At 73.4% G+C, this 26,793-nt stretch carries 28 protein-coding genes; 20 read left to right on the top strand and 8 right to left on the bottom strand.

What is annotated here, in order from left to right; all coding sequences use genetic code 11:
- Positions 1 to 257 precede the first annotated feature (257 nt).
- The 8 genes from B5Y66_RS10090 to B5Y66_RS10055 all read left to right on the top strand — a co-directional run bounded on the left by B5Y66_RS10090 (position 258) and on the right by B5Y66_RS10055 (position 5,688).
- The gene (locus B5Y66_RS10090; protein WP_079574044.1) at positions 258 to 593 is read left to right on the top strand and encodes a carboxymuconolactone decarboxylase family protein; all 336 of its coding nucleotides are present in this window, start codon (positions 258 to 260) and stop codon (positions 591 to 593) included.
- A 5-nt stretch (positions 594 to 598) separates the two neighbouring features.
- Positions 599 to 1,750, top strand: coding sequence for an AI-2E family transporter (locus B5Y66_RS10085; RefSeq protein ID WP_079574042.1), 1,152 nt, complete (start codon positions 599 to 601; stop codon positions 1,748 to 1,750).
- 141 nt (positions 1,751 to 1,891) lie between these two features.
- A complete protein-coding gene (locus B5Y66_RS10080) occupies positions 1,892 to 2,371 on the top strand; it encodes a potassium channel family protein (protein WP_079574040.1) in 480 nt (159 codons plus the stop codon).
- A 280-nt stretch (positions 2,372 to 2,651) separates the two neighbouring features.
- Complete coding sequence (locus B5Y66_RS10075) at positions 2,652 to 2,963, top strand: hypothetical protein (RefSeq protein ID WP_245807036.1); 312 nt, start codon at positions 2,652 to 2,654, stop codon at positions 2,961 to 2,963.
- A 67-nt stretch (positions 2,964 to 3,030) separates the two neighbouring features.
- On the top strand, positions 3,031 to 3,753 hold the full coding sequence (locus B5Y66_RS10070; RefSeq protein WP_079574036.1) for an AAA family ATPase: 723 nt from the start codon (positions 3,031 to 3,033) through the stop codon (positions 3,751 to 3,753).
- Between the two features lie 130 nt (positions 3,754 to 3,883).
- Positions 3,884 to 4,207, top strand: a complete 324-nt coding sequence (locus B5Y66_RS23130) for a DapH/DapD/GlmU-related protein (RefSeq protein ID WP_079574034.1) — start codon at positions 3,884 to 3,886, stop codon at positions 4,205 to 4,207.
- 92 nt (positions 4,208 to 4,299) lie between these two features.
- Complete coding sequence (locus tag B5Y66_RS10060; RefSeq protein ID WP_079574032.1) at positions 4,300 to 4,899, top strand: dihydrofolate reductase family protein; 600 nt, start codon at positions 4,300 to 4,302, stop codon at positions 4,897 to 4,899.
- Positions 4,900 to 4,941: 42 nt separating this feature from the next.
- The gene (locus B5Y66_RS10055; RefSeq protein ID WP_245807035.1) at positions 4,942 to 5,688 is read left to right on the top strand and encodes a sulfite exporter TauE/SafE family protein; all 747 of its coding nucleotides are present in this window, start codon (positions 4,942 to 4,944) and stop codon (positions 5,686 to 5,688) included.
- 24 nt (positions 5,689 to 5,712) lie between these two features.
- Here the strand turns inward: B5Y66_RS10055 and B5Y66_RS10050 are convergent, their stop codons facing one another.
- A complete protein-coding gene (locus B5Y66_RS10050) occupies positions 5,713 to 7,059 on the bottom strand; it encodes a threonine/serine exporter family protein (RefSeq protein ID WP_176168837.1) in 1,347 nt (448 codons plus the stop codon).
- A gap of 168 nt (positions 7,060 to 7,227) precedes the next feature.
- Between B5Y66_RS10050 and B5Y66_RS10045 the strand changes: the two genes are divergently transcribed.
- From B5Y66_RS10045 to B5Y66_RS10030, 4 genes are all read left to right on the top strand, one after another.
- Complete coding sequence (locus B5Y66_RS10045; RefSeq protein WP_245807034.1) at positions 7,228 to 8,526, top strand: ABC transporter substrate-binding protein; 1,299 nt, start codon at positions 7,228 to 7,230, stop codon at positions 8,524 to 8,526.
- Positions 8,523 to 9,440, top strand: a complete 918-nt coding sequence (locus B5Y66_RS10040) for a carbohydrate ABC transporter permease (protein WP_079574026.1) — start codon at positions 8,523 to 8,525, stop codon at positions 9,438 to 9,440. Before B5Y66_RS10045 ends, B5Y66_RS10040 begins: the two co-directional genes overlap by 4 nt.
- Positions 9,437 to 10,339 (top strand): carbohydrate ABC transporter permease, encoded by a 903-nt coding sequence (locus B5Y66_RS10035; RefSeq protein WP_079574024.1) that lies wholly within the window; start codon positions 9,437 to 9,439, stop codon positions 10,337 to 10,339. The genes B5Y66_RS10040 and B5Y66_RS10035 overlap by 4 nt, the downstream gene beginning before the upstream one ends.
- Positions 10,340 to 10,418: 79 nt before the next feature.
- Entirely contained in the window at positions 10,419 to 12,827 is a 2,409-nt protein-coding gene (locus B5Y66_RS10030) for a glycoside hydrolase family 31 protein (protein ID WP_079574022.1), read from the top strand.
- On the opposite strand, the gene B5Y66_RS10025 is transcribed toward B5Y66_RS10030, so the two are convergent.
- Positions 12,828 to 13,853, bottom strand: coding sequence for a LacI family DNA-binding transcriptional regulator (locus tag B5Y66_RS10025; RefSeq protein WP_079574464.1), 1,026 nt, complete (start codon positions 13,851 to 13,853; stop codon positions 12,828 to 12,830).
- Between the two features lie 55 nt (positions 13,854 to 13,908).
- On the opposite strand from B5Y66_RS10025, the gene B5Y66_RS10020 reads away from it, so the two are divergent.
- The 4 genes from B5Y66_RS10020 to B5Y66_RS10005 all read left to right on the top strand — a co-directional run bounded on the left by B5Y66_RS10020 (position 13,909) and on the right by B5Y66_RS10005 (position 18,828).
- Positions 13,909 to 15,786, top strand: a complete 1,878-nt coding sequence (locus tag B5Y66_RS10020; protein WP_079574020.1) for a glycoside hydrolase family 2 protein — start codon at positions 13,909 to 13,911, stop codon at positions 15,784 to 15,786.
- Positions 15,783 to 16,949: a trans-sulfuration enzyme family protein gene (locus B5Y66_RS10015; protein ID WP_079574017.1), complete on the top strand. Its 1,167-nt coding sequence runs from the start codon at positions 15,783 to 15,785 to the stop codon at positions 16,947 to 16,949. Before B5Y66_RS10020 ends, B5Y66_RS10015 begins: the two co-directional genes overlap by 4 nt.
- A 71-nt stretch (positions 16,950 to 17,020) precedes the next feature.
- The gene (locus tag B5Y66_RS10010; RefSeq protein ID WP_079574015.1) at positions 17,021 to 18,256 is read left to right on the top strand and encodes an MFS transporter; all 1,236 of its coding nucleotides are present in this window, start codon (positions 17,021 to 17,023) and stop codon (positions 18,254 to 18,256) included.
- Positions 18,253 to 18,828, top strand: coding sequence for a TetR/AcrR family transcriptional regulator (locus B5Y66_RS10005; RefSeq protein WP_079574013.1), 576 nt, complete (start codon positions 18,253 to 18,255; stop codon positions 18,826 to 18,828). Before B5Y66_RS10010 ends, B5Y66_RS10005 begins: the two co-directional genes overlap by 4 nt.
- On the opposite strand, the gene B5Y66_RS10000 is transcribed toward B5Y66_RS10005, so the two are convergent.
- The 3 genes from B5Y66_RS10000 to B5Y66_RS09990 form a co-directional block, all read right to left on the bottom strand.
- Entirely contained in the window at positions 18,806 to 19,972 is a 1,167-nt protein-coding gene (locus B5Y66_RS10000) for a M15 family metallopeptidase (protein ID WP_079574011.1), read from the bottom strand. The two genes, B5Y66_RS10005 and B5Y66_RS10000, sit on opposite strands and share 23 nt — an antisense overlap.
- 256 nt (positions 19,973 to 20,228) lie before the next feature.
- The gene (locus B5Y66_RS09995) at positions 20,229 to 20,855 is read right to left on the bottom strand and encodes a DUF305 domain-containing protein (RefSeq protein ID WP_079574009.1); all 627 of its coding nucleotides are present in this window, start codon (positions 20,853 to 20,855) and stop codon (positions 20,229 to 20,231) included.
- 100 nt (positions 20,856 to 20,955) lie between these two features.
- On the bottom strand, positions 20,956 to 21,420 hold the full coding sequence (locus B5Y66_RS09990; protein ID WP_079574007.1) for a hypothetical protein: 465 nt from the start codon (positions 21,418 to 21,420) through the stop codon (positions 20,956 to 20,958).
- Between the two features lie 122 nt (positions 21,421 to 21,542).
- Here B5Y66_RS09990 and B5Y66_RS09985 point away from each other — a divergent pair, with 122 nt between their 5' ends.
- A complete protein-coding gene (locus tag B5Y66_RS09985; protein ID WP_079574004.1) occupies positions 21,543 to 21,863 on the top strand; it encodes a DUF4235 domain-containing protein in 321 nt (106 codons plus the stop codon).
- Between the two features lie 21 nt (positions 21,864 to 21,884).
- Here the strand turns inward: B5Y66_RS09985 and B5Y66_RS09980 are convergent, their stop codons facing one another.
- From B5Y66_RS09980 to B5Y66_RS09970, 3 genes are all read right to left on the bottom strand, one after another.
- A complete protein-coding gene (locus B5Y66_RS09980) occupies positions 21,885 to 22,178 on the bottom strand; it encodes a DUF4287 domain-containing protein (protein WP_079574002.1) in 294 nt (97 codons plus the stop codon).
- Positions 22,178 to 22,582 (bottom strand): cupin domain-containing protein, encoded by a 405-nt coding sequence (locus tag B5Y66_RS09975; protein ID WP_079574000.1) that lies wholly within the window; start codon positions 22,580 to 22,582, stop codon positions 22,178 to 22,180. Before B5Y66_RS09975 ends, B5Y66_RS09980 begins: the two co-directional genes overlap by 1 nt.
- Positions 22,583 to 22,724: 142 nt before the next feature.
- On the bottom strand, positions 22,725 to 23,342 hold the full coding sequence (locus tag B5Y66_RS09970) for a TetR/AcrR family transcriptional regulator (RefSeq protein WP_079573998.1): 618 nt from the start codon (positions 23,340 to 23,342) through the stop codon (positions 22,725 to 22,727).
- Between the two features lie 76 nt (positions 23,343 to 23,418).
- Between B5Y66_RS09970 and B5Y66_RS09965 the strand changes: the two genes are divergently transcribed.
- From B5Y66_RS09965 to B5Y66_RS09955, 3 genes are read left to right on the top strand one after another with little or no spacing between them, the layout of a single operon-like run.
- Positions 23,419 to 24,279 carry an alpha/beta fold hydrolase gene (locus tag B5Y66_RS09965; protein ID WP_079573996.1) on the top strand — a complete coding sequence of 287 codons (861 nt, stop codon included), beginning with the start codon at positions 23,419 to 23,421 and terminating at the stop codon, positions 24,277 to 24,279.
- Between the two features lie 32 nt (positions 24,280 to 24,311).
- On the top strand, positions 24,312 to 25,484 hold the full coding sequence (locus tag B5Y66_RS09960; RefSeq protein ID WP_079573994.1) for an ROK family transcriptional regulator: 1,173 nt from the start codon (positions 24,312 to 24,314) through the stop codon (positions 25,482 to 25,484).
- A 46-nt stretch (positions 25,485 to 25,530) separates the two neighbouring features.
- A complete protein-coding gene (locus tag B5Y66_RS09955) occupies positions 25,531 to 26,778 on the top strand; it encodes a Gfo/Idh/MocA family protein (RefSeq protein WP_079573992.1) in 1,248 nt (415 codons plus the stop codon).
- Positions 26,779 to 26,793: the final 15 nt, after the last annotated feature.

Genomic DNA, 26,793 nt, shown 5'->3' with positions numbered 1-26,793 from the left:
TGACGGGCCGACTGCACTCACGTCGCTTCAGAAGCGACCGATTTCTGGCGCGGAGAGGTCACCGGCCTCATCCCCATGCCGTCGACGACGGTCACCTCGCGGTTCCCCGGTCGGGCGCGGGTTCACCTGATCTGGGTGAGGCGCGCTCGCTCACGACGACAGTCCAATGGACGTGGACGCTCCACACGACGGCACAGGTCTCCCGGCCCGGCCCACGGCGTCATCAACGAATCGCTGAACCCGGAAGGACGACCATCATGAGCGAACCCACCGAGGACACTCCCGTGCTCGACCTGCTGACGCAGCTGACGGCCGACTCGGTCGACGCATCGAGCCTGGACACCCGCACACTGATGCTCGTCCGACTCGCCGCGCTCGTCGCGGTCGACGCCCCAACGGTGTCCTACCTCACGAACCTGGAAGCGGCGGCAGCGTCCGGAATCGACGCCGACCAGGTTGCAGGTGTGCTCACGGCGATCGCGCCCATCGTCGGCACACCTCGCGTCCTCTCCGCGGCGGACGGCATCGCGGAGTCCCTCGAGATCGAGATCGCGGTCGCTCTCGCCGACGCCGAGGACCAGGAAGAGGCGTAGCACCCGTGTCCGGCGACGCAGGGGCCAGCGTCCCTGACGTCGACGAGCCCGCGTCGGAGAAGGAGACGACGTCGGGTTCGGCGAGGCCGCTCGCCTGGGGGCCCAAGCTCGGCATCTGGGCGTGGAGCTTCGTGGGCGTCGTCGTCATGGTCGTCATCGTCGTCCTCGCACTCGCGGCGGTGAGCGAGATCGTCCTGCCGCTGACGTTTGCCGCCGTTCTGGCCGTGTGCTTCAAGCCGCTCGCGGACCTGCTGCGACGTCACGGGGTCAGCGGCTCCGTCGCGGCGGCCTTGATCGTCCTCCTGCTGCTCGCACTCACGACGATCGTCGTCGTCGCCACCGTGCGAGGGGTCGTCCAGCAGACGGCCCAGATCGGAGGATCCGTGGACGACGCGATCGCTCACCTCGTCGCCGAATCCGACATCGACGAGGGCGCACTGGACGCGGCCCGCCAGGCGGTCGAGGAAGCGGCGCCCACGGTGACGGGTGGAGTCGTGACGGGCCTGCTGGAGGGTGTCAGCACGATCGTCGGCCTGGCCAGCGGGCTGATCCTGGGCGCACTGATCATGTACTACCTCCTCAAGGACGGCACCAAGCTCAGGGACTCGGTGGCCGCCCTGTTCGACCAGGACGACACGCGGACGGAGATCGACGGGTTCATCAGCGACTCGTGCCGAACCCTGCGCGACTACGGCCGGGGCCGCACCGCGATGTCGGCCATCGTCGCCGTCGTCATCGGGCTCGCCGCGCTCGTGCTAGGCCTGCCGCTGGTCTTCACCATCGTCGTCGTGAACTTCGTCGGCGGGTACATCCCGTACATCGGCGCATTCCTCGGCGGCGGGCTCGCCGTGATCGTTGCACTGGGCGAGGGCGGCCTGCCCACCGCAACGATCATGCTCATCGTGGTCGTCGCGTCCAACCTGCTGCTGGAGAACTTCGTGGAACCCCGGGTGATGGGCCGCACGCTCGACATCCATCCCCTGGTCGTCCTCGTGGTCACCGCGCTCGGAGGGATCGTCGGAGGGATCGTCGGACTGATCCTGGCGGTCCCCGCCTGGGTGGTCGCCACCGAGGGCCTCGCGCGGCTGCGCCGCCACGGCTTCTTCGACCGCGTGGTCACGCGTGCCAAGCCCGCGGTTCAACGGATGCTCCAGTAGCCAGATCCATCACACCCACTCACAACGTCGGAGGGAGCGGACGTGCACGCCGGCGAACCACACGAGGAGCGCGTCGACGGCGGTTCGGACACGGCTGGCACACCGCCCCTGCGGGCCTTCACCGCCAGGCGCCGACGGGCCATGATCACGCTCGGGCTGCTTCGCGCGGGCGCGACGGCGGTCCTCCTGGTGGCGCTCTACTACCTGCTGCCCCTCGATCGCGCTTCGGTTTCGTCCCTCGTGCTCGTCCTCGCCCTCAGCCTCGTGGCGCTCCTCGCGACGACGGTCTGGCAGGTGCGCGCGATCGTGCGGTCCAACTATCCCGGCATCCGGGCGACCCAGGCCCTGGCCACGGTCGCCCCGCTCTTCCTGCTCGTGTTCGCGACGACGTACTTCATGCTCTCGTTCCAGGATCCGGGATCGTTCAGCGAGCCTCTGAGTCGGTCCGACGCGCTGTACTTCACCATCACCACGTTCGCCACTGTCGGTCTGGGGGACGTCGCCCCCACGGCGGAGGGTGTGCGGCTGCTGGTCGCGGGGCAGGTCCTCCTCGACCTCGTCGTCCTCGGGCTGGGGATCAAGGTCATCCTGGGTGCGGTCAAGAAGGGTCGTATCAGCTGACCGGCACGGACGGGGGGTGCTATGGCCCCCGAGACGCCGATGTTCAACTCCCTTGCGTGCCGGATCGGGCGCTCGTGGTCGCCGACCAGAAAGCGATGCAACCTACCTTGCACACCACGCGCGACGCGCCCGGGATCGTGCAAAGGTGCAGTGGTCGTGTCCGTGCGACCTGCGCTGCACCTCGACACCTTCTGTCGGGATGCCACCTAGGTTTCACGAACCCGCGCCTATGTAGCATGGCGCGCTCCTGACCTAGTGGCATGGTTCAGAGGGGATGTGCGTGGGCGCTGCTGGACGGCCACGGGTGGTGTGCCTGTGCGGGTCGCTGCGCTTCCAGAGCCTCTTTGAATCGGAGCGGCGACGGCTGACATCCCGAGGCGTGATCGTGCTCGGTCCCGAACCGATCGACGAGGAGCTGACGCCACCCCGGCGCGAGGCTCTGGGCGAGCTGCACCTCAGGCGGATCGACATGGCGGACGAGGTCCGTGTGGTGAGCGAAGGCGGTTACGTCGGAGAAGCGACACGCCGCGAGATCGCGTACGCACGGGAGAAGGGCAAGGTCCTCAGCTCGATGGAGCCGCTCGCCCTGTGATCCTGTGGGCGGTCGTCGACAGGAGTGCCACCTCACCTCCCTCCGACCGCCCAGGCATGATGCCCACGTGGACTTCTCGCAGCCGCCGGTGGTCCGGGTCGCGCCGGACGCCGAACGTCCCCTGCCCGCCGGCGTGTGGCCGCGCACCATCCCCGCCGTCGACCAGCTGCTGCGCGACGGGTTGGACCTCCCTCCAGGCGTGACGTTCCTGGTCGGGGAGAACGGCAGCGGCAAGTCGACGCTCGTGGAGGCCGTGGCTGTCGCCTACGGCCTCTCGCCCGAGGGCGGCACCGCGCACGGGCGGCACTCGACACGCGACTCCGAGTCGCCCCTGCACCGCGCCGTCCGGCTGCAGCGTGGCGTCGGGTCGGGGCGGTGGGGCTTCTTCCTCCGCGCCGAGACGATGCACGGCTGGTACACGTTCCTCGAGGAGCACCCGGGACCGAGGGACCCGGTGTTCCACGAGATGAGCCACGGCGAGTCCTTCCTCGCCGTCCTCGAGTCCCGGTTCGACGGATCGGGCCTGTACTGCCTCGACGAGCCCGAGGCGGCGCTGAGCTTCGCCTCGACCCTCAGCCTCATGAGCGTGCTGGCGGACGTGGCCGGCCGCGGCGGGCAGGTGCTGTGCGCCACGCACTCGCCGGTGCTGGCGGCGCTGCCCGGCGCGACGATCCTGGAGGTCGGGCCGTGGGGCCTGCGCCCGACGACGTGGGAGGACCTCGAGCTCGTGCAGCACTGGCGCGCGTTCCTCGACGCGCCCGGGCGCTACCTGCGCCACCTGCTCGGGTGAGCGGCTCGGTCCACGACGTGCGAGGGCGGCGCCCGTCCGAGGCTCGACTCCCGAGCTGCCGACGTTCCGCTGCGAGTTCGGGTACAACGTCAGCGTCGGCGACCGGTTCCACGCGAACTTCGACTGCATCATGCTCGACGGCGGCAGGATCACGATCGGCGACGACGTCCTCCTCGGGCCGCGGGTGGGCATCTACACGACCAACCACGCCCTCGACGCGGGCGAGCGCGTCGCCGGCGCCTGCTACGCCCAGCCCGTCGTCATCGAGGACCGCGTCTGGGTCGGCGGCGGGGTGACGATCAACAAGGGGGTGACGATCGGGGAGGGGGCGGTGATCGGCTCGGGCAGCGTCGTGACCCGCTCCGTGCCGCCGCACACCGTGGCGGCGGGCGTGCCGGCGACCGTCCGGCGTGAGATCACCGAGGCCGACCGGACGGGGTACCTCGACGTCTGACCGGCCGACCTCCTTCCGGATGTCGAGAACGCCGCCTCGCCTCCGTCCCAGGGATGTGGGTGCCGGGAGGCGGCACCCGGAGGGAGCACGACATGACGCACTCGACCGGCCGCACGGTGGCGGCGAACCTCAGCCTCTCGCTCGACGGGCGGTACCACGGCCCCGGTGGGCCGGCGGACTTCGCCGCCTTCCTGCCCTACGTGGCCACGGACACGGCGCGCGACCACATGGCACGCATGTGCGCGGGCGCGACGACGGCGGTGCTCGGCCGGGTCAACGCCGAGGGGTTCCTGGGCTACTGGCCGTCGGTGGCCGACGACGAGGCCGCCGACCCGCGCGACCGCACGTACGCGCGATGGTTGGTCGACGCGGAGAAGGTCGTCCTCTCGCGCACGCTGACCGTCGCGCCGTGGGAGCGGGCCCGCGTGGTGGACGCCCCGGCCGCCGAGGTGGTCACGGAGCTGAAGGGCACCGGGGACGGCGACGTCCTCGTCAACAGCAGCGCGAGCGTCATCCAGCCCTTGCTGGCGGCGGACCTGCTCGACCGGCTGTACCTGCTGGTCGTCCCCGTGATCGCCGGCAGCGGGGCGCGGCTGTTCGTCGACGGCCTGCCGGGCTCCACGTGGGCGCTCACCTCCCAGGAGGTGGGGGAGCGGGGCGAGGTCGCCGTGGTCTACGACCGCGTGCGGTGAACGTCGGCGGTCCGGGACGCCGCTGACGACTACGCTGCCCGGGTGCTCGAGCCCGCCCCGCTGATCGCCGGCCTGCCGTGGACCGGGTGGGCCGTCGCCGCGCTGGTGGCGCTGCTCGTCGGCTTCTCCAAGACGGCGCTGGGCGGGCTGGGGATGATCGCGGCGGCGCTGATGGCGCTCGTCATCCCGGCCAAGGACTCGACCGGGGCGGTGCTGCTGCTCCTGCTCACGGGCGACCTCGTCGCGATCTGGGCCTACCGCAAGCACGCCGACTTCCGGATGATCGGCCGGCTCCTCGCGCCGGTGCTGGTGGGCGTGGCGCTCGGCGCGTTCTTCCTCACCGCCGTCAGCGACGACGTCATGCGGCGCACGATCGGCGGCATCCTGCTGGCGCTGCTGGTGCTCAACCTGTGGCGGGACCACCTGCGCACCGACACGCGCGCCGCCACCCTGGGCTACGGGGGGCTGGCCGGGTTCACGACGATGGTCGCGAACGCCGGCGGGCCGCCGATGAGCCTCTACCTGCTGGCCGCGCGGTACGAGAAGTGGCGGTTCCTCGGCACGACGGCATGGTTCTTCTTCACGGTCAACGTGATCAAGCTGCCGGTCGCCGTCGGGGTGGACATCGTGCGCGCGGACACGGTGGCGCTGTGGGCGGTGCTGGCGCCGGTCGTGCTGGTCGGGACGTGGATCGGGCGGCGCGTCATCGGGCACGTGGACCAGCAGCTGTTCGAGCGGCTGGTCACCGTGCTCGTGGCGCTCGCGGCGCTGAACCTGTTGCTGCTCTGACGACGGGCTGCCCCGACCGGCCGGTCACGTGGGTCGCAGGCCCCACCGCGCGGGCGCCATCGTGTAGATCTGCCGGTACAGCGCCGTGCCGACGAGGACGCCGAGGGCGATGGAGACGATCGACCCGGCGATGGTGGTCAGGCTGGCGGAGGCGACGGCGGCCCCGCCGGCGGACTGCGTGAGGCCGATCAGCCCGGTCGCGCCGGGCACGAGCAGCCAGAACGCGGGCAGGAAGCAGACGACGGCGGGCGGCGCGCCCCGGACGGTCTGCACGAGGTACGCGCACAGGGTCAGCGCGGCCGCGCCGAGGAAGCCGCTGTAGACGCCGTTGGTGACCGTCGCGCCGACGACCTGACCGCCGTAGGCGACCAGCAGCACGACGGTGAGGAAGAAGAGCGACCGCGGCGGCCCGCAGTGGTACAGGAAGATGCCGACCGAGAAGAGCAGCACGCCGATCCACGGTTGGAACGCGCCGAGGGTGGTGGGCGACGAGGCGAGGGCGGCCGAGCTCGGCACGTCGGTGATCGCCAGGGCCGCGAGGATCCCGAAGGCGAGGAACAGCAGCTGCGCCAGGCCGGACACGAGGCGGCTGGAGCCGGCCACCATGTCCCCGGCGGCGAGCTCCTGCACCCCCGTGGTGAGCGCGGCCCCGGGCAGCAGTGTGACGAGCGGCGGCACGAGCACCTGCAGCGGCTCGCTGACGACGGCGGTGTCCGCGAGCCCGAAGACGAGCAGCGCCAGCACGAACGCGGTGACGACGGGCAGGAGCGTCGCGGCGTACGTGCCCGGCCGGACGGTGAGCTTGATCGCGCCCACCAGCACGCCGAGGACGAACGCGTACAGCAGGCTGACGGGGTTGCCGCCGAGCAGCACGAGCCCGAGCCCCGCCGCGGCCAGCCCGTGCCCGGCCGTGCGCACCCACCCGGGGAACCGCGGGTGCGCGTCCCGGATCCGCTGCAGCCGCTCGACGCCCTCGGACGCGTCGATCCGGCCCGCGACGGCGTCGTCCACGACGGCGTAGACCTGCGCGGCGCGGTCGAAGCGGACCTCGCCGCCCGCCGACTCCGCGACGTCGAACCGGGTCTCCGTGTCGCCCGGCATCCGGATGAGGATCAGCGTCGGGAAGACGAACAGCGTGGTCTGGGGCGACCCGAGCGCGACGGCGACGCGCTTGAGCGTGTGCTGGATGTCGGTGGCGGCCGTCCCGACGGTGAGCAGCGCTCCGCCGAGCAGCACCAGGAACTCCTGCAGCCGCTCGGACGCGGCGTCCACCACCGGCTCGCCCTCGAGGGACCGACGACGCAGCGAGAACCTCGGGAGCCGTACGCGCAGGAGGCGGCGCCGCGCGCTCGTGCTGTCGTTCTCGGTCACCGTCCGCCGCCCTCCGCCGGGTGCACGCCGTGGATCGCTCGCCAGGCTAGGGCCGCGGTCCCGGGACGGCGACCGCGACCAGCGACCTTGACCCCCAATTTACAGCGCTGTATGTTCACTGCGGCCCGTTGCCGAGACGGTGCCGATCGTGGTCGAAGGAGACGTCGCGTGAGATCGAAGACGATGGCCGGTCCGCCGAGGACGGTGAGCCGGCGCTCGTTCCTTGCGGGAGCCGCCGGGGTGCTGGCGGCCGTCCCGCTGGCGGGGTGTGCCACGCCGGGCGGCGGCGGAGGCCGCACGCAGATCACCTTCTACGAGCAGAAGCAGGAGGTCATCGCCTACTTCGACGAGCTCCTGCGGCAGTTCGAGCGCGAGCAGCCGCACATCCGCGTCGTGCACGACTCGACGACGGCGATCGCGCCCCAGTTCGTGCGGAGCGAGCCGGGAGACGTCGGCTGCTTCAACGACAACCTGGAGCTGGCCCGCTACATCTCCCGCGGGCAGATGAGCGACCTGTCGCAGCTGCCGTCGGCGGCCACCGTGCGGACCGACATCAGCGACCTCACGGACCAGTACGCCACCTACGCCGGGCGCACCAGCGTGCTGCCGTACTCGCTGGCGGCCGCCGGGGTCATCTACAACAAGGCGATCTTCGCCGAGCACGACCTCCCCGTCCCCACCACGTGGACCGAGTTCGTCGACGTCTGCACCGCGCTGCAGAAGGCCGGCGTCACGCCGATCTACGCGACCGACCGGGACACCTGGACGCTGTGGCAGGGCCTGTTCGACTACTCCGTCGGCAGCCTCGTCGACCCGGGCGAGTTCTTCGGCCGGATGAAGGAGCTCGGCACGGACGTCGGGCCCGACTCGGACGTCTCGTTCGCCAAGACGCTGGCGGTCCCGATGGAGCGCGCCAAGACGATCTCGTCGTTCTTCAACCCGGACCACGCCGTGCGCGGCTACGCCGACGGCAACCTCGCGTTCGGCCAGGGCAAGGCCGCGATGTACCTGCAGGGCCCGTGGGCGCTGAGCCAGATCGCCATGGTGGACGAGGACCTGGAGGTCGGCACGTTCGCGCTGCCGGTGAGCGACGACCCCGACGAGCGCCAGGCCCGCGTGAACATCGACCTCTGCCTCTACATCCCTGTCGACACGGCGCACCGCGAGGAGGCCGTCGAGCTCGTCGAGTTCCTCATGCGCCCTGAGATCCTCAACGCCTACAACGCCGACAACCTCGCGTACTCGACGCTCACCGACGGGCCTGCGCAGCAGGACGAACGCCTCGCCGGCCTGCAGCAGTACGTCGACTCCGCCGCCTTCTACCAGGGCGCCGGCACCTTCGTCCCCACGTCCATCCCGCTGGGCAACTACCTGCAGGAGGCGATCCGGTCGGGGAACTTCGAGGCGATGCTCGACCAGCTCGACGCCGACTGGCGCCGCCTCGCGAGCCGGGAGGCCACGGTATGACCACGACGACCGCCCCCACCACCCCGGCCGCACCCGTCGGCCGGCGTCGACGGCACGGGCGCCCCGAGCCGATCGCCTACCTGTTCCTCGTCCCCGCGCTGCTCGTGTTCACCGCGTTCGTGGTGGTCCCGGCGCTGGTGGGCATCTTCTACAGCTTCACCGACTACGTCGGGTTCGGGAACTGGAGCTTCCTGGGCCTGCGCAACTACACCGCGCTGCTCGGCGATCCCGGCATCCGGGAGGCGTACGGGTTCACCCTCGGCTTCGCGGTCGTGACGGTGGTCGTGGCACAGGTGATCGCCCTGGTGCTCGCGATCGGCCTGTCCAAGCGCATCCGCTTCGCGGCGGGGCTGCGGGCCATCTTCGTGATCCCGATGGTCGTCTCCGGGATCGTCGTCGCCTACGTCTTCAACTACCTGTTCTCGAACACCCTGCCGGCCTTCGCCACGGCGGTGGGTCTCGACCCGCTGTCCCAGAGCATCCTCGGCAACCCGGACCTGGCGTGGCTCGCCATCGTCGTCGTGTCCGCCTGGCAGACCATCCCGGGCGCCCTGCTCGTGTACACGGCCGGGCTCACGTCGATCCCGCACGACCTGTACGAGGCGAGCTCGCTGGACGGCGCCGGACCGTGGCGGCAGTTCCGCTCCATCACCCTGCCGCTCATCGCCGGCTTCGTGCTCATCAACACGATCCTGGGGATCAAGGGGTACCTCGGCGTCTACGACATCATCGTCGGCCTCACCGGCGGCGGGCCGGGCAACGCGACGAGCAGCGTCGCGATGACGATCTTCGGTGGCTTCACGGGCGGCGACTACGCCTACCAGATGGCCAACGCGACGGTCTTCTTCGTGATCACGGTGCTCATCTCGGTGCTGCAGCTCGTCGTCTCCCGTGGAAGGAACATCCGCCTGTGACCGCCACCGCCACCGCCGTCGCGCCCGAGAGGCGCGCCCCGGCGCCGTCCGGCGACCGCCGTCGCCGTCCGGACCGCACCCGCCGCACCGGCTGGCCGCTGACCGTCGCGCTCGCCCTGTGCTCCCTCACCGTGCTCGCCCCGCTGTACGTCACGGTCACGATGGCGTTCAAGACCAGCGAGCAGTCCGTGGACGGCAACGCCTTCGCGCTGCCGGCGCCGTTCAACCCGGCGAGCTTCGCCGAGGCGTGGCAGCTGACCCGGTTCCCCGTCTCCTTCGGCATCTCCGTCGGCGTCGCGGCGCTCACCGTGGCCCTGACGCTGCTGCTGAGCTCGCTCGCGTCGTACGCCATCGTGCGGTACTGGTCGCACCGGTTCTTCCGCTGGTCGTTCGTGTATCTGCTCGCGTCGATGTTCCTGCCGTTCCCGGTGATCGCGCTGACGGAGATCAAGCTCACCGCGCTCACGGGCCTCGACAACCCTCTGGGCGTCGCCATCCTGCACGCCATGTTCCAGCTCGCGTTCAGCGTGCTGCTGTTCTCGGCTTACCTGCGCTCGATCCCGGTCGAGCTGGAGGAGAGCGCCCGCATCGACGGCGCGACGACGTGGCAGGTCTTCTGGCGCATCATCCTGCCGCTGCTGGGCCCGATGATCGCGACGGTCGGCATCTTCGCCTTCCTGGCGTCGTGGAACGACTTCATGCTGCCGTCGATGATCGTGTCCGACCCGACGCTCCAGGTGCTGCCCGTGGTGCAGAACATCTTCCAGAGCCAGTTCGGCACCAACTACAACGTGGCGTTCGCGTCGTACCTCATGGCGATGGCGCCCACCATCGTCGTGTACCTCATCGCCCAGCGGTGGGTCATCAGCGGCATCACCCAGGGCGCCGTCAAGAGCTGAGCTGTCCGGCCCCGGCCCCACCGCCCCGGCACCACCGCGCCGGCACCACCGCACCGCACGCACCACCCGAGGAGTCCCCGTGACCGACACCGTCGACACGACGCCGGCGCTGCCCGTCGTCCGCCCGCTGCCCGGCGCGGCACCGCAGGCCCGCCCCGAGCAGGAGGTGCGGGGCGCCGGCTGGCGCGTCACCGTCCTCACCGACTGCCTGTTCCGCGTCGAGTGGTCGCCCGACGGCGGCTTCGAGGACCGCGCCTCGACGTTCGCCGTGCGGCGTGACCTCGGGGAGTCGGAGTTCACCGCCCGGCCGTGGGGCGAGGGCGTCGAGATCACGACCGCGCACGCGTGGCTGCGCTACGACGGGCGGGAGCCGTCCGCGCACGGGCTGGTCGTCGAGCTGCGCGGCACGGACTCCGGGCGCTGGCGCTACGGCGAGCCCACGCACGACCTCGGCGGCACGGCGCGCACGCTCGACGACGCGGACGGGCGCATCCCGCTCGAGGCCGGCGTCGTGTCCCCGGACGGCATCGGCGTGGTCGACGACACGGAGTCGTTCCTGTTCGCCGACGACGGTGGGGTCGGCACGCGGGCGGCGGGCGGGCGCGACCTCTACGTCTTCGCGCACGGGCGCGACTACGCCCGCGCGGTGCGCGAGCTCTACGCCGTCTCCGGCGCGCCGACGCGGCTGCCGCGCTGGGCGCTCGGCAACTGGTGGAGCCGGTACCACCCGTACTCCGCGGACTCGTACCTCGAGCTGATGGACCGGTTCGACGACGAGGACGTGCCGTTCTCCGTGGCCGTCATCGACATGGACTGGCACCGGGTGGGCACGGTCCCGCCGCAGCACGGCAACGGCTGGACCGGGTACTCCTGGGAGCCCACGCTGTTCCCGGACCCGGCGGCCTTCCTGGGGGCGCTGCACGACCGCGGCATGCGGACCACCCTCAACCTGCACCCCGCCGACGGCGTGCGCGCGTTCGAGGACGCCTACCCGGCCGTGGCCGAGGCGGTGGGGATCGACCCCGCGACCGAGGCGCCCGTGCCGTTCGACCTCACCGACCCGGCGTTCGTGCGCGCGTACTTCGAGCTGCTGCACCACCCGCTCGAGGAGCAGGGCGTGGACTTCTGGTGGATCGACTGGCAGCAGGGGCGCACGTCGGGCCTGCGCGGCGTCGACCCGCTGTGGCTGCTCAACCACTTCCACCACCTCGACGCCGCGCGGCACGGCGGCCCGGGCATGACGTTCTCGCGCTACGCCGGCCCCGGCAGCCACCGGTACGCGGTCGGGTTCTCCGGCGACACCGTCGTGTCCTGGGAGTCGCTCGCGTTCCAGCCCGAGTTCACGGCCACGGCCGCGAACATCGGGTACTGCTGGTGGAGCCACGACGTCGGCGGGCACACCCGCGGGGTGCGGGACGACGAGCTCGCCACGCGGTGGGTGCAGCTCGGCGTCCTCTCGCCGATCATGCGGCTGCACTCCGCGAACAACCCGTTCATCCGCAAGGAGCCGTGGCTGTTCCCGGCCGAGCACCGGCAGGCCATGGGCGAGGCGCTGCGGCTGCGGCACCGCCTCGTGCCGTACCTGCACACGATGAACCACCGGGCCGCGGGAGGCACGCCGCTCGTCCGCCCGATGTATCACCTCGAGCCGTACCGGGGCGAGGCCTACTCCGTGCCGAACCAGTTCGCCTTCGGCAGCGAGCTGCTGGTGGCGCCGGTCGTGACGCCGCGCAGCCGGGTGTCGCTGCTGAGCCGCACCCGGGCGTGGCTGCCCGCGGGCCGGTGGACCGACGTCTTCACCGGGGCGGTCTACGCGGGCGACCGGCACGTCGAGCTGCACCGGCCGCTCGAGTCGGTGCCGGTGCTGCTGCGCGACGGCGGGATCCTGCCGCTCGCGGCCGCCGCCGAGCGGGACGCCACCCGCAACCCGGCGGGCTTCGAGGTGCTCGTCGCCCCCGGCGCGAGCGGGCGGCTCGACCTCGCGGAGGACGACGAGGGCGACGTCGTGGACCCGGCCGCCGGCGCCGGGCCCGCGGCCGTGACGCCGCTCGTCTGGGACCGCGACGCGCGCGAGCTGCGCGTCGGCGCCGTGGAGGGCCGGGCCGACGTCGTGCCCGCCAGCCGTGAGTGGACGGTCACGTTCCTCGCGCGGCGTCCCGACGCCGAGGTCACCGTGGACGGCCGCCCGGTGCCGGTGACGGGAAGCGACGGCCGCTGGAGCGTGTCGTTCACCGCGCCGTCCGGCACGGGCGCCGTGGTGCGCGTCGGGGCGCCGCTGCGCGTCGGCGTCGACCCGGCCGAGGCCGTGCGGACGGTGCTGGAGCGCGCCCAGACCGGCAACCCGGAGAAGCTCGCGGCGTGGGAGGTCGTGACCAGCGGGCGCGGCACGGTCGAGCGGCTCGCCGAGCTCGACACCGTGGGGCTGCCCCAGGATGTCCGCGGCGCGGTCGTCGAGCTGCTCGCGACGGTCGTGGACACCGCGGCCTGATCAGGCGGGGGCGCCCCCGGGCTCGGGGGCGCTCTCGCGCACGCGCAGGTCGTGCCCGACCGTCACGTGGCGGCCGGGGACGTCGAGCCCGTCGACGCGCTCCAGCAGGAGGTCGAGCGCGCGGGAGGCGAGCTCGACCGTGTCCGGCGCGACGCTGGTGATGCTGGGGACGGTGCTGGCGGTGAGCACCGTGGCGTCCCACCCGACGACGGCGACGTCTCCTGGCACGTCCAGCCCCCTGACGCGCAGCGCGCGCAGGGCACCGATCGCCGCCAGGTCGTCGCGGCACAGCAGGGCGTCGATCTCGAGCCCGGCGTCGAGCGCGTCGCCCAGCGCCGCCTCCGCCCCGAGCGCGTCGCCCTCGGCCCGCGCGACGAGGAGGGTCTCGTCGAACCGGTGCCCGGCACGCTCGAGGCCGGCCCGGTACCCGTCGAGCCGCAGCGTCGACGTGAACGACCAGGGCCCCGTCTCGTGCCCGAGGAAGCCGATGCGGCGGCGGCCGAGCCGCACCAGGTGCGTCACGGCCTGCTCCGCGGCGGCGACGTTGTCGATGGCGACCTGGTCGGCGCCGGACGGCTGCGGGTCCTCGCCGAGGAAGACGAGCGGGGTGTCCTCCCGATACGTCGCCAGGTCGGCCGCGCTCAGCGCCTGCGGGTGCAGGATGACGCCGTCGACGATCCCGGCCTCGCGGTCGCGCAGCACGGCGCGCTCGCCGTCGGGCGTGCCGCCCGTCTCCTCGAGCAGCAGGCGGTAGCCGCGCGCCGCCGAGATCCGGGCGAAGACGTGCGCCAGCTCGGCGAAGTAGGGCCGGCGCAGGTCGGGGAACGCCAGCGCGAGCATGGACGACCGACCGGTCGCGAGGCTGCGGCCCCGGAGGTTGGGCCGGTAGCCGAGCTCGTCGATGGCGGCCTGCACGCGCTCGCGCATGGCCGGGCTGACGTGCTGGTAGTCCCGGACCACGTTGGACACAGTCTTCATCGACACGCCCGCGTGCGTCGCGACGTCCTGGAGCGTCACTCTCTTCACGGGGATCACCGTAGCGTCCGTGGACCTCGGATTTACAGCGCTGTATAGTCGCGCCGTGACCACGACGACCCACGCCGCCGCCGACGCCGGCACCGCGCTCGACCGCCTCCCTCTCGCCTCCCGCCAGGACGGCACGTACCCGCGACCGCAGCAGCTGCGGGAGCGGTGGGCGTCGCTCGACGGCCCGTGGGACTTCCGCCACGACGACGCGGACGCCGGCCTCGACGCCGGCTGGGCGTCCGGCTGGGCCGCCGACGCCGCCGACAGCCGCGAGATCACCGTGCCGTTCCCGCCGGAGTCGGTAGCCTCCGGGATCGCGGAGCCCGGGTTCCACCCCGTCGTCTGGTACGCGCGGACGATCCGCCCCGCCGACCTCGAGGCCGCCGGCCGGTCCGCGGCCGCGCCCCGGGTCCTGCTGCACCTCGGCGCCGTCGACTACCGCGCCACCGTGTGGGTCGACGGCGCCCTCGTCGGCGCGCACGAGGGCGGCCACACGCCCTTCACCCTCGACCTCACCGCACACCTCGGCGACGGCACCGAGCACCGGCTCGTGGTGCGCGCCGAGGACGACCCGCACGACCTCACCCAGCCCCGCGGCAAGCAGGACTGGCACGAGGACGCGCACGCCATCTGGTACCGCCGGACCACCGGCATCTGGCAGACCGTGTGGCTCGAGGCCGTGCCGACCACGAGCGTCGACCACCTGCGCTGGGTGCCCGCCGGGCCGTCCGCCGTCGACCTCACCGTCCGGTTCCGCGGCCCGGTGGTGCCCGGGTCGCGGGTGCGGGTCGCCCTGCGGTTCGACGAGCGCGACGAGGACCTCGGCGCCGTCGAGGTCACGACCGTCCGCGCCACCTCGACGGTGGACGTCACCGTGCCGATCGCCCGGCAGCGCAACGGCCAGGCCGAGGACGAGCTGACCTGGTCGCCGGAGAAGCCGCGGCTCGTGGACGCCGTCGTGTCGGTGCACGACGCCGGCGGCGCGCTGCTCGACGCCGTCTCCTCCTACATCGGCGTCCGCAGCATCGGCGTCGCCCACGGCGCGTTCCTGCTCAACGGGCAGCCCTACGACGTGCGGTCCGTGCTCAACCAGGGCTACTGGCCCGACAGCCACCTCACCGCGCCGTCGTCCGACGCGCTGCGCCGCGAGGCGGAGCTCGTCAAGGAGCTCGGGTTCAACGCGTGCCGCGTCCACCAGAAGATCGAGGACCCGCGCTTCCTGTTCTGGGCCGACCGCCTCGGCATCCTCGTGTGGGGCGAGACGCCCGGCGCGTACGAGTTCTCGCCCACCGCGGTGCAGCGCCTCGCCCGGGAGTGGATGGAGGCCGTCGACCGCGACGTCTCGCACCCGTCGATCGTCACCTGGGTGCCGTTCAACGAGTCGTGGGGCATCCAGCACGTCGCGGACGACCCGGCCCAGCAGGCCTACTCCCGCGCGCTCACCGACCTCACGCGCGCCCTCGACCCGTCCCGCCCCGTGATCTCCAACGACGGGTGGGAGCAGCAGAACACCGACATCGTCACCGTGCACGACTACGAGGGCGACGGCGCGGCGCTCGCGCGCAGCTACGCGGACGACGCCGCCCGGGAGCGGATCGTCACCGGGATCGCGCCGTCGGGCCGGCGGCAGCTCGTGGCGGGATGGGCCGACGCCGGGCAGCCGGTGATGCTCACCGAGTTCGGCGGTGTGAACTACCAGCCGGGGGCGGCGCGCGCCGACGGCTGGGGGTACACCAGCGCCGCGGACGGCGACGACTGGGTCGCGCGGATCACGGCCCTGTACGACGCCGTCCGGGCGAGCGACTTCCTCGCCGGGTCGTGCTGGACCCAGCTCACCGACACCATGCAGGAGACGAACGGCCTGCTCACCGCCGACCGGGAGCCGAAGGTGCCGATCGAGCAGATCCGGCGCGCCGTGACGGGGGAGCGATGACGGTCAGCGACGCCGACCGGGAGATCTGCGCGGCGGCGTGGACCGGGCCCGGCCACGAGCCCGGCGCGATCGCGCCGCCGGTCTTCCAGACCAGCCTGTTCGCCAAGGACTCGTTCGCCGAGCTCGCCCGGCAGCAGGCGGCCGAGCACGAGAACTTCGTCTACAGCCGGGGCACCAACCCGACCGTCGCCTTCCTCGAGCGGCAGCTCGCCCTGCTGGAGCGGGGCGAGGCGGCCAAGTGCTTCGGCTCGGGCATGGGCGCGATCGGGGCGGTGTTCGGCGCCCTGCTGCGCAGCGGCGACCACGTCCTCTTCGTGAACAACGTGTACGGCCCGACGCTCGAGCTGGCGCGGCACCTGGAGCGCTTCGGCGTGGAGCACACGGTCGTGACCGACCCGGGTGCCGACGTCGCGAGCCACCTGCGGGAGAACACGGCGCTCGTGTACGTGGAGAGCCCGGGCACGATGCTCATGCGCCTCGTGGACCTGCGGGCGCTGACGGCGGCCGCGCGGCGCCGCGGCGTCCTCACCGCCATCGACAACACGTGGGCCACGCCCCTGTTCCAGAAGCCGCTGGAGCTGGGCGTCGACCTCGTCGTCCACTCGCTCACCAAGTACGTGGGCGGGCACAGCGACGTCGTCGGCGGCGCCGTGGTCGGGTCGGCCGGGCTGGTCCGCGAGGTGTTCTACCGCGGGCACCAGCTCTTCGGCGCCGTCATGTCCGCGATGGAGGCGTCGCTCGTGCTGCGCGGCCTGCGCACCCTGCCCGTACGGATGGAGCAGCACCAGGAGAACGCGCTGCGGGTGGTCGACCACCTGCAGGCCCACGCCGCGATCGCGGCGGTGCACCACCCGTACGCGGCCCCCGGCCCCGACGACGACCTCGTCCGCAGCCAGCTCACGGGCTTCTCCGGGCTGCTGAGCCTCGAGCTGCGCGACGGCTCCTTCGAGGCCGTGTCCCGGTTCGTCGACGCCCTGCGCGTGTTCCGGATCGGGGTGAGCTGGGGCGGCTACGAGAGCCTCGTCAGCTCACCGGTGCGGGCCGACAACGCCGACCGGCTCGCGGCCGACGGCCTGCCGCCCGGGCTCGTCCGGCTGTCCGTGGGGCTCGAGGGCTCGCGGGTCCAGCTCGCCGACCTCGACCGGGCGCTCGCCGCCGTCTGACGCCGGAGCCCGACCGCCAGATGTCTACCGCTCGGTAGGCAGATGGCCCGGGGTTGTGTACGTTTGTACGCATGCCTCTTCCCGCCCCCACGACGGTCGACCGCCGCGCCCGCGCCGCCGTCGCGGCCCTGTTCCTCACCAACGGGGCGCTGTTCGCCAACCTCGTCCCGCGCTACCCGGAGATCAAGGCGGACCTCGAGATCGGCAACGCGACGTACGGCCTCGCCGTGGCGGCGTTCCCGGCGGGCGCCATCGCCGCGGGGCTTGCCGCGGGCTTCCTGGTCCGGCGGTTCGGGTCCGCCCGGGTGGCGGTGGCGGGGACGGTCCTCACGAGCGTCGGCGTGCTCGTCGTGGGCCTCGCCCCCTCGTTCGGGCTCCTCGTGGTGGCGATGCTTCTCGGCGGGGCCATGGACGCCTGCACCGACGTGGCGCAGAACGCGCACGGCCTGCGGGTGCAGCGGCGCTACGGGCGCTCGATCCTCAACTCCTTCCACGCGGTCTGGTCGATCGGCGCCGTGCTCGGCGGGTCGATGGCTGCCGCCGCGATCGCCCTGGACGTCCCGCGCGGCGTGCACCTCGGGGTCACGGGCGCACTCTTCTCCGTCGTCGCCCTCGTGGCGCTGCGCTTCTGCCTGCCCGGCCTCGACGGCGCCACCGACGACGGCGCGGCCTCGCCCGCCACGGCCGAGGGCGCCCCGGTCCTGCGGCGCGGCCGGACGGCGCTGGTGCTGGCGGCGCTCGTGCTCGTCGCGTTCGCCGGGGCTCTCGTCGAGGACGCCGGCAGCACCTGGGCCGCCGTCTACCTCTCGGGCTCGCTGGGCGCGGCGTCCGCCGTGGCCGCCGCGGGGTTCGTCGCCCTCGTGGGGGCACAGTTCGTCGGGCGGATGCTCGGGGACCGGTTCGTGGACCGGTTCGGCCAGCGGGCGGTGGCGCGCGCGGGAGGCCTGCTCGTGGCGGTGGGCACCGGGCTGGCGCTGGCGTTCCCGTCGGTCCCCGGGACGATCGCCGGCTTCGCCTGCGCCGGCTTCGGCGTCGCGACGCTGGTGCCGGCAGCGATGCACGAGGCGGACGAGCTGCCCGGCCTGCGGGCCGGCACCGGGCTCACCGTGGTGTCCTGGCTGATGCGCCTCGGCTTCCTGCTCTCCCCGCCGGTCGTCGGCCTCATCGCCGACGCGACCAGCCTGCGCGCCGGCCTCCTCGTGCTGCCGCTCGCCGGCGTGGTCGTGGTGGTGGCCGCGGGCGTGCTCTCCGGCCGTCGCGCGGCCCGTCCCGCGGCGCGGCCGGCGGACGCCATCATGGGGTCATGACCGCCGGCACCCGACCGCGCCGCCACGATCCCGAGCGCCGCGACCGCATCATCGACGCCTGCCTCGACGTCGTCGCCACCCGCGGGGTCGAGGGCACCACGCAGCGCCGCGTCGCCGCCGCCGCGGACGTGCCGCTGGGCTCGATGACGTACCACTTCGCCGGGCGGGAGGAGCTGCTGCGCGAGGCGTTCGGGCGCTTCGCCCGCCAGGCCGCGGCGCAGTTCGACCGGCGCATGGCCGAGGCGCCGGACCGCGAGGCCGCCCTGCGTGCCGTCGTCCGGCTCATCATGCAGGACGTGTTCGCCACGCAGCGCGACCTCGTGCTCTCGCACGAGCTCTACACGCTCGCGGCGCGCGACCCCGCGTTCCGCGACCTGACGAACGACTGGATGCGCCGCAGCCGCGACGCGCTCGGCCGGCACTTCGACCCGGCGACGTGCCGGGTGCTCGACGCCTTCGTCGAGGGCATGACGATCCATCGCGCCCTGGACACGGAGCCGGCCGACGGGGTGGACGTGCTCGACGCGGTGCGCCGGCTCGCCGGGACGGTCAGTAGCCGCCCATCTGCGTGACGCCGGCGGTGTACTCCCAGTGCCACGGCTCGTACTTGGACCCGCCGGGCCGGGCCCAGTCCGGGTTGTCCCAACCGTAGGCGGGGGCGTTCGCGGCGAGCCAGTCCCACCGGGAGCCGGCGTACGTCTCGGGGCAGATGTCGACGGCGAGGCCCCAGCCGTGGTTCGACGTGCCGGGCACGGCGGCGAGGTACCCCTTGGCGGCCTTCGTCGCGACCTGCTGCGAGTAGCTGCGGAAGCCGTCCGTGATGCACATGGACTCGCCCCACGCCGCCTGGTAGGCCTCGTTGAGCTCGGCGAGGGCCACGGCCGCGTCCCCGCGGACCTGCGTGTGCCCGTCCCACAGCGTGCAGAGCTCGCTGGAGGGGATCTGCCCGTTGGAGCCCGACCCGGCGGCCTGGCCTTCGCAGCCCGGCAGCACGGGCGGCGGCGCCTGGATCTCCCCGCGGTCGAGACTCTCGACCGACATCGTCGCCTTGTCGGACACCGTGACCTTCGCGCCGCCCGCGACCGACTTCACGGCCGAGGCGGGGGCCACGCCGGTACGGGCGCCGCTGCGGGACGCGGCGCCGTCGCGGTCGTCGACGGCGGCCGCGGCGGCGGCGGTGATGGCCTCGAGCGAGCCCGTGGTGGGCCCGTCGCCGGACTCCGGCGCCGCGGCCTGCGGTGCGATCGCGGTGAGCGTCGTCGTGGTGGCGACGGCGACGGTCAGCCCGACGCCGATGCCGGCCCAGCGGCCGGGCGTGCGCCCCTTGCGGGCCGGCTTGCGGGCGGGCCGGCGCTCCGGGGAGCGCTCCGCCCGTGCGGGCTCCGCGGCGGGCGTGGGCTCGGCGGAGGTGCGGGCGGCGGCGCGGACCGGGTCGAACACGTGGGTGTGCACCACGGTGGGCGCGGGCGTGCGGACGGGCGGGGCGGGGCGCGGCTGCTCGACGGCGTGGAAGAGCTGGGTCGCGTCGGGCCGCGGAGCGGGGTTGGCGTCGGCGGGCCGGACGTCGTGGACGGGCTCGGGGGCGAGGGCCGGTTCCGGGACGTGCCGCCGGGCATCGACGGGGCGGGCGCGGCCGCCGCGGCCGGGGTCGCGCCGGCTCGGGTAGGTGCGGGTGGGTTCGGCGGTGGGGGCCGGCGCGGGCTGGGTCTGCGTCATCGCGCGGCCCGTGTCGAGGCGTCGGACGGAGCGGGCGCGCCGCGGCGCGCGGTGCTCCTCTGAACGTGGGTTGTCATGCGACCTCTCTTGCTGCCTGAACCACCGGCCGGGCAGGAACGTACCGCACCGGCAGGGGGAATGTCACGAAACGATCACGAGGTGGTCTGTGCCCGGTCGTCCCGGTGCGCCCGGGGCGGCGCGCCGGCCCGCGGGCCGGCGCGCCACCCGGGCACGTCACCGGGACGTCACCATGACGTCACCGGGACGCGAGGAGCTCCTGCATCAGCCGGATCTCGTCGGTCTGGGCGTCGACGACGGACCGGGCCATCTCGACCGCGCCGGCGTCGGCGCCGTCGGCCACCTCGGCCCTGGCCATCTCGACCGCGCCCTCGTGGTGCTCGACCATCTGCTCGAGGAACAGCCGCTCGGCGTCGGCCCCGGTGGCGTCGTCGAGGGCCTGCATGTCCTCGGCCGACATCATGCCGCCCATCCCGTGGCCCGTCGTGCCGCCGGGGGCGGGGTCGGCGCCCCAGTCGGCGAGCCATCCGGTCAGGGTCTCGATCTCGGGACCCTGGGCGGCCTTGATCTGCTGGGCCAGGTCGACCAGCTCCGGGCCGACGCCGTCCTTGGCGAGCAGGGTGTCCGACATCTCGACGGCCTGCTCGTGGTGCGGCACCATCATCTGCGCGAACATCACGTCCGCGTCGTTGACCGCGGCCTCGGACGGGTCGCCGGGCGCCGTGGCCGACGGGCTCGAGGAGCCGCCGGACATGCCGGCCATGTCGTGGCCGCCGCCGTCGTCGGCCGCGCACGCGGCGAGCGGGACGACGACGGCGAGGGCGAGCGCGGGCACGCGGGCGCGCGCCAGCAGGGAGTGCTTCATGGGAGGTGGCCTTTCTCGGAGGTTCTCGGGGTGCTTCCGCTGCCGGGCCCGTGGTCGGGCCCGTGCCGGCGGCGCGCGTCGGCGCCGTGGGCGGGCGGTCCTACGTCCGAGAGATCCCGAGGGCGTGCAGGCTGGGTCCCGACGGGCGGCGGGAGGCGGCCGGGAGCGGGAACCACGCCGCGACCTGCGGGCCCTCGACCCGCAGCAGCGCGCGGGAGCCCGGGCCGACGAACGTGAGCAGCACGGCCAGGATCATCAGGCACATCGCCGTGACCATCTCGTGCCCGCCGCACCCGCCGGCACTGCAGCCGGCGGTCCCGCCGGTGTCCTCGACGGCCGGGAAGGCCGCGTGCGCCGTCGTGCCCGTCGTCGTGCCGGAGGACGCGTGCCCTGTCGACGCGACGGTCGAGGCGAAGGCGACGGGGGCGTGGTGCCCGGCGTGCCGCGTCGCGGAGCCGCTCATGGCGTGCATGACGACGACGCCCGCCACGAGCGTGAGCACGAGGAGCACTCCGGCCAGGCGCCCGCGGCGGCCCGTCAGCAGGGGGCGCACGGTGCGGATCATGCGTCCTCCCCCTCGCGACGTACGGGCTGCCGGCCGAGCCACGGCGACCCTGGCACTGTAGCCAACGGACCCGGTCCCGTCCCGTCCGTGCGGGAACCGCGCGCCCGGCCTAGCGTCGGGACATGAGCGAGGACAACGACGCCGTCCGCACCGAGAAGGCCAGCGGGGGCAAGGCCGCGAAGATCCTGTACCGCCCGGTGGGGATCGTCAGCTCGATCGTCGGCGGGATCGTGGCGGGGCAGGTCTTCAAGCAGGTCTACAAACGGGTCGCCCCCGGGCACCCGGACGACGCGCCCACGCCCCTGCAGTCCGAGTACCGCATGCGGGAGATCCTGCTCGCGTCGCTGCTGCAGGGCGCGATCTTCTCCGTCGTGAAGGCGGCCATCGACCGGGGCGGAGCCCGCGTGTTCGAGCGGTGGACGGGGGAGTGGCCGGGCGACTGATCCGGCGCCCGGCCGCCGGGGTCACCAGTCCGCGGGGCGCGAGTCCTTCCCGTCCAGCCACAGGCGGTCGCTCGCGTCGCGGTGCGTGCCGGTGGTGCCCACGTGCTTGGTGCTGATCCGGTCGCCCTTGACGATCACGTGCGCCACCGCCTGGGCGTGCCCGTGGCCGATCCCATAGGTCTCCTTGAGCCACGCGACGACGGGCGTGGTCTTGCTGCCGGGGCCGAAGCCCTGGTCCGCGGCGGCCTCGACGAGCTGGCGCGGCGTGAGCCCGGTCTGGGTCTCGACGTTGTCGAGGTAGGCCTGGAAGGACATCAGCGGCTCTCCTGGGTCTGGGTCTGGGTCTGGGTCTGGGTCGGGGCCGCGGCCTCGGGGGAGGCCTCGTCCCGCATCTGCTGGACCATCGTGGCGGACGCATGGATGCAGACCATGCGCAGCACGCCGGTGCCGGTGTTGGTGAAGCCGTGCCAGACGTCGGGCCCGACGACGGCGGTGTCGCCCGTGCGGGCGACGACGGTCTCGGCCCCGATGCGGATCGTGGCCTCGCCCTCCAGCACCGACCAGGTCTCCGAGTAGGGGTGGCGGTGCAGGTCCGGGCCCTGGCCCGGGTCGTTGGTGACGAGGAAGAACGACACCTCCGAGCCGTGGTGGCGGCCCTCGAAGCGGAGCGTGCGCGAGCCGGGGATGCGGATCGAGTCGGCGGGGACGACGGCGGCCATGGTGGCTCCTTCGTGGGTCCGGGGTGCGTCGTCGGGCGGCTGCCCGCGGCGTGTCCCCAGCCTCGGGCGCGGTCGGCCGGCGCACGAGCGTTTCGACCCACGTCGAAAGGTCGGTCGTTCGAAAGGGTGGGTCGTCGAGAGCTCAGCGCGCCGCGGCGAGCAGCGCGGCCAGGCTGCGCCCGGCGGAGCGCAGGGGCTCCGGGTCCCGGGTCGTGCGGGCGAGCAGGAACGCCCCCTCGACGAGCATCACCATGGCGAGGGTGAGGTCGCGGGCACGGTCGGGCGCGACGTGGCGGGAGAACCATGCCGTGCCGCCCTCGACCCACGCGGCGAAGACGTCCGCGGCGGCGCCGCGGAGGGCCTCGTTCGTGTCCGCGACGTCGAGCGCCATCGTGGCGACGGGGCAGCCGTCGGCGTAGCCGTTCGCCACGAGGTCGCGGGCGGCGGAGTCGAAGGCGTGCACGACGGCGTCCACCGGGTCGTCGCGCTCGTCGAGGAGGGCGAGCACGAGCGCCATGAACTGCGGGCCGGTGGTGCGGATCATGTCCTCGGCCAGCGCGTCCTTGCCGCCGGGGAAGAAGTGGTAGATCGATCCGAACGGCGCCGCTGCCTCCGTGGCGATCTGCTTGAGCCCGGTGCCGGCGTAGCCGCGGCGCGCGAACAGGCGGGCCGCCGCGTGCCGGATCCGGGTGCGCGTGCCGGCGCCCGCGGGGGGCCCGGTGAGGAGCGGGGGCAGGTTCGAGGGGGTTGCCGCGGCCATGGCTCCAGCCTACGGTGGCTGACTAGAACGATCTATCACGTCCAGGACGCACGTCCGGAGACCGGGAGGTACGACCATGGCGGTCGTCGAGCTGGCGGCAGGGCCCGTGACCTACGAGGACACCGGCGGCACGGGGCCGGTGGTGCTGCTCGGCCACGGGCCGCCGATGGACTCGCGGGCCTGGCGCAAGGTGGTGCCGCTGCTGCCCGGCTTCCGCGTGATCACGCCGACGCTGCCGCTCGGAGGCCACCGCACGCCGATGCGCCCGGACGCCGACCTGTCCCAGCGCGGCATCGCGCGCCTGCTCGGCGACCTCCTCGACGCGCTCGACCTGACCGACGTCACGCTGGTGCTGAACGACTGGGGCGGCGGCCAGTTCCTCATCAACGACGGGCGCACCGACCGGGTGGGGCGCCTGGTGCTGGCCGCGTGCGAGGCGTTCGACAACTTCCCGCCCGGCGCGGCCAAGTCGCTCGGGGCGGCCGCCCGGGTGCCGGGCGGCATGTGGCTGCTGCTGCAGCTGTTCCGCCTGCGGGCCTTCCGGCGGATGCCGGGCGGCTACGGCGGCATGTCCGTCGCGGGGCTCCCGGACGACCTGCTCGTGGACTGGTTCGCTCCCGCCACCCGGGACCGACGCATCCGCCGGGACTTCGCCCGGTTCGCCGCCGGCGCCCCGGGGCGGTCCGAGCTGCTCCGCCTCGCGGCCGGCTGGCGCGCGTTCACGAAGCCCGTGCTGGTGGTGTGGGCGGAGCAGGACCCGCTGATGCCCGCGGCACACGGGCCGCGGCTCGCCGCGCTCTACCCGGACGCGCGGCTCGAGGTGCTGGCGGACTGCGCCACGCTGGTCGGCGAGGACCAGCCGGAGCGCTTCGCCCGGCTCGTCGCCGACTTCGCCGTGCAGGGGGGTCTCGCCGACTCGCTGAGGCCCATTCATTGACACGGTGAAGGAATAAGGGCCAGAGTGTCCGGGTGCAGCGCCGCGCAGACGTTCCTCGCCTCGGCTCGCTCGGGCCCTCCGCCCGGGCGGTGGTCCGTGCCCTGCTGCTGGCCGGCCCGCTCTCCCGGGCCGAGCTCGCGCGGCGCCTGGAGCGCTCCCCGGCGAGCATCACCAAGATCACCCAGCCGCTGCTGGCCGCCGGTCTGATCAGCGAGGACACCGCCCCGCTCGGCGAGAGCCGCGGCCGCCCGGGGGCGCCGCTGGTCCTCCAGGCGGCGCGGCACCGGTTCATCGGCGTCAAGGTCACGTCGGACGAGGTGTACGCGGTCCGGGCGGACGCCTCGGGCCTGGTGGAGGCGACCGGCCACCGCAGGCTCGCCGACGTCGCGCAGGCCACGGTCGTGGCCGAGATCATTGAACTGGTGAATGAACTCGGGGACACGGGGGAGATCCAGGCGCTCGGCGTCGGCATCGCCGGCCAGATGTCCCGCTTCGACGACACCGTGCGCGGGAACGTCTACCTCGGCTGGGACGACGTGCCGCTCGCCACGATGCTCGAGCGGGCCACCGGCATCCCCACCGTCCTCAGCGGCGACGCCCGGGCGCTGACCGCCGGGGTCCAGTGGTCCGGACCGGGCCGCGGCACGAGCGACTTCGCCGTCGTGACCGTCGGCGTCGGCGTGGGCCTCGGCATCGTCCTCGACGACACGGTGCTCGCCGGCCCGACCGGGCGGGCGGGCATGCTCGGGCACCACCGCGTCTCCGACTCCGGGCCGTCGTGCCCCCGCGGCCACCGGGGCTGCGCCTCTGCGTTCCTCACCACGGCGGCCATCACCCACGGCATCGGTGTGCCGCACGGCCGGTCCGACCTGGACCTGGCCACGGCGTTCGAGCTCGCGGAGGCGGGCGACGACGTCGCCCTGCGCGTCTTCGCCGACGCCGGCCATGCCCTGGGCGTGCTGATCGCCCAGCTCGTGAACATCCTCGGGCTGCCCGCGGTGATCCTGGCCGGCGACGGGCTCGGCATGCTCGCCCACGCCCGGCCCGCCATGGAGGCCGCGGTCGCGGAGCACCTCGACCCGCACGCCACCCCGCCGTCGGTGGTGGCGTTCTCGTCCGGCTTCGACGAGTGGGCCCGCGGGGCGGCCGTGGTCGCCTGCCAGTGGATGCTCGTCGACCCGCCCGACCCGCCCGACCCGACCTGACCCAGCACCACCCGACCCGACCTGACCCACCACCCAGGAGGATCCGTTGTCCGCACTGCCTCTCGACCCCACGGCCCCGCTCGCGGCGGACGCCGGCTCGATCAGCATCGGCATCGTCGGTGCCGGCCAGTTCTCGCGCAGCTTCGCGACGCTCTGGGACCTGCACCCGAACGTCGACCGCCTCGTCGTCACCGACCTGGTGCCGGAGCGGGCCAAGTCCCTGGCGGACCGCTACGAGCGTGCCACCGTGGTCGACAGCTTCGAGGAGATGCTCGACTCGGACGTCGACGCCGTGGCCATCTTCACCCAGCGGTGGACGCACGCGCCGCTGGTGCTGGCCGCGCTGGAGGCCGGCAAGCATGTGTACTCGGCGGTGCCGATGGCCACCGAGATCACCGACATCGAGGCGATCGTCGCCGCCGTCGAACGCTCCGGCCGCACCTACATGATGGGCGAGACGAGCTACTACAACCCGGCCACCGTCTTCATCCGGGAGAAGGTCCGCGAGGGCGCGCTCGGCCAGGTCTTCTACGCCGAGGGCGACTACGTCCACGACATGGACCTCGGGTTCTATGCCGCCTACCAGTACAGCGGCGGGGAGAACTGGAAGTCCACCGCGAGCTACCCGCCCATGCTCTACCCGACGCACGCCATCGGCGGCGTGCTCGGCGCGCTCCCGACCCGCGCCGTCAGCGTGAGCTGCATCGGCGTGGAGGACCGGCGCGGCGACGGCGTCTTCGACCGGGAGGTCAGCCAGTTCGGCAACAGCTTCTCCAACGCGACGGCGCTGTTCGAGCTGGCCGACGGCGGCGCGATGCGCACCAACGAGATGCGCCGGGTGGGCTACCCGTCCCACATCCGCGAGTCGCGGTTCCGGTTCTTCGGCACGGAGGCCAGCTTCGAGCAGCTCGCCCACCAGAGCGTCTGGAACGACAAGGAGACCTCGACGGACGTCTCTGCCGACTTCGTCCCGGTCCGCGGCGCGGCCGACGACGCGGACCTCGCCGACGTCGACCCGGCGCTGCGGGAGGCGTTCACCTCGGGCTCCACGCCGGTGCACGACCGGACCCGCCTGCCGGCCACCTACGCCGACGCCCCGAACGGGCACGAGGGCTCGCACCACTTCCTCGCGGACGACTTCGTGCGCGCCGTGGTGACCGGCGAGCACGCGCCGGTGGACGCCTGGCTCTCCGCCAGGTTCACGGCACCGGGCATCGTGGCGCACGCCTCCGCCCTGGCCGGCGGCGAGCGGCTGCCCATCCCGGACTTCGGGAGCCGCCCCGCGCGCGACTGAGCACCACCGGCCCGG

Origin of the sequence: Krasilnikoviella flava (assembly GCF_900167525.1) — a bacterium.
Lineage (GTDB): Bacteria > Actinomycetota > Actinomycetes > Actinomycetales > Cellulomonadaceae > Isoptericola > Isoptericola flavus.
This window is presented reverse-complemented; position numbering and strand designations above follow the sequence as displayed.

What these genes read in the sequence shown, in the direction of transcription:
- B5Y66_RS10090 (WP_079574044.1), top strand. Translation starts at nt 258, where the DNA reads ATGAGCGAACCCACCGAGGACACTCCCGTGCTCGACCTGCTGACGCAG.
- B5Y66_RS10080 (WP_079574040.1), top strand. Translation starts at nt 1,892, where the DNA reads ATGATCACGCTCGGGCTGCTTCGCGCGGGCGCGACGGCGGTCCTCCTG.
- B5Y66_RS23130 (WP_079574034.1), top strand. Translation starts at nt 3,884, where the DNA reads ATGCTCGACGGCGGCAGGATCACGATCGGCGACGACGTCCTCCTCGGG.
- B5Y66_RS10060 (WP_079574032.1), top strand. Translation starts at nt 4,300, where the DNA reads ATGACGCACTCGACCGGCCGCACGGTGGCGGCGAACCTCAGCCTCTCG.
- B5Y66_RS10040 (WP_079574026.1), top strand. Translation starts at nt 8,523, where the DNA reads ATGACCACGACGACCGCCCCCACCACCCCGGCCGCACCCGTCGGCCGG.
- B5Y66_RS10015 (WP_079574017.1), top strand. Translation starts at nt 15,783, where the DNA reads ATGACGGTCAGCGACGCCGACCGGGAGATCTGCGCGGCGGCGTGGACC.
- B5Y66_RS10010 (WP_079574015.1), top strand. Translation starts at nt 17,021, where the DNA reads ATGCCTCTTCCCGCCCCCACGACGGTCGACCGCCGCGCCCGCGCCGCC.
- B5Y66_RS10005 (WP_079574013.1), top strand. Translation starts at nt 18,253, where the DNA reads ATGACCGCCGGCACCCGACCGCGCCGCCACGATCCCGAGCGCCGCGAC.
- B5Y66_RS10000 (WP_079574011.1), bottom strand. Translation starts at nt 19,972, where the DNA reads ATGACGCAGACCCAGCCCGCGCCGGCCCCCACCGCCGAACCCACCCGC.
- B5Y66_RS09995 (WP_079574009.1), bottom strand. Translation starts at nt 20,855, where the DNA reads ATGAAGCACTCCCTGCTGGCGCGCGCCCGCGTGCCCGCGCTCGCCCTC.
- B5Y66_RS09990 (WP_079574007.1), bottom strand. Translation starts at nt 21,420, where the DNA reads ATGATCCGCACCGTGCGCCCCCTGCTGACGGGCCGCCGCGGGCGCCTG.
- B5Y66_RS09985 (WP_079574004.1), top strand. Translation starts at nt 21,543, where the DNA reads ATGAGCGAGGACAACGACGCCGTCCGCACCGAGAAGGCCAGCGGGGGC.
- B5Y66_RS09980 (WP_079574002.1), bottom strand. Translation starts at nt 22,178, where the DNA reads ATGTCCTTCCAGGCCTACCTCGACAACGTCGAGACCCAGACCGGGCTC.
- B5Y66_RS09975 (WP_079574000.1), bottom strand. Translation starts at nt 22,582, where the DNA reads ATGGCCGCCGTCGTCCCCGCCGACTCGATCCGCATCCCCGGCTCGCGC.
- B5Y66_RS09970 (WP_079573998.1), bottom strand. Translation starts at nt 23,342, where the DNA reads ATGGCCGCGGCAACCCCCTCGAACCTGCCCCCGCTCCTCACCGGGCCC.
- B5Y66_RS09965 (WP_079573996.1), top strand. Translation starts at nt 23,419, where the DNA reads ATGGCGGTCGTCGAGCTGGCGGCAGGGCCCGTGACCTACGAGGACACC.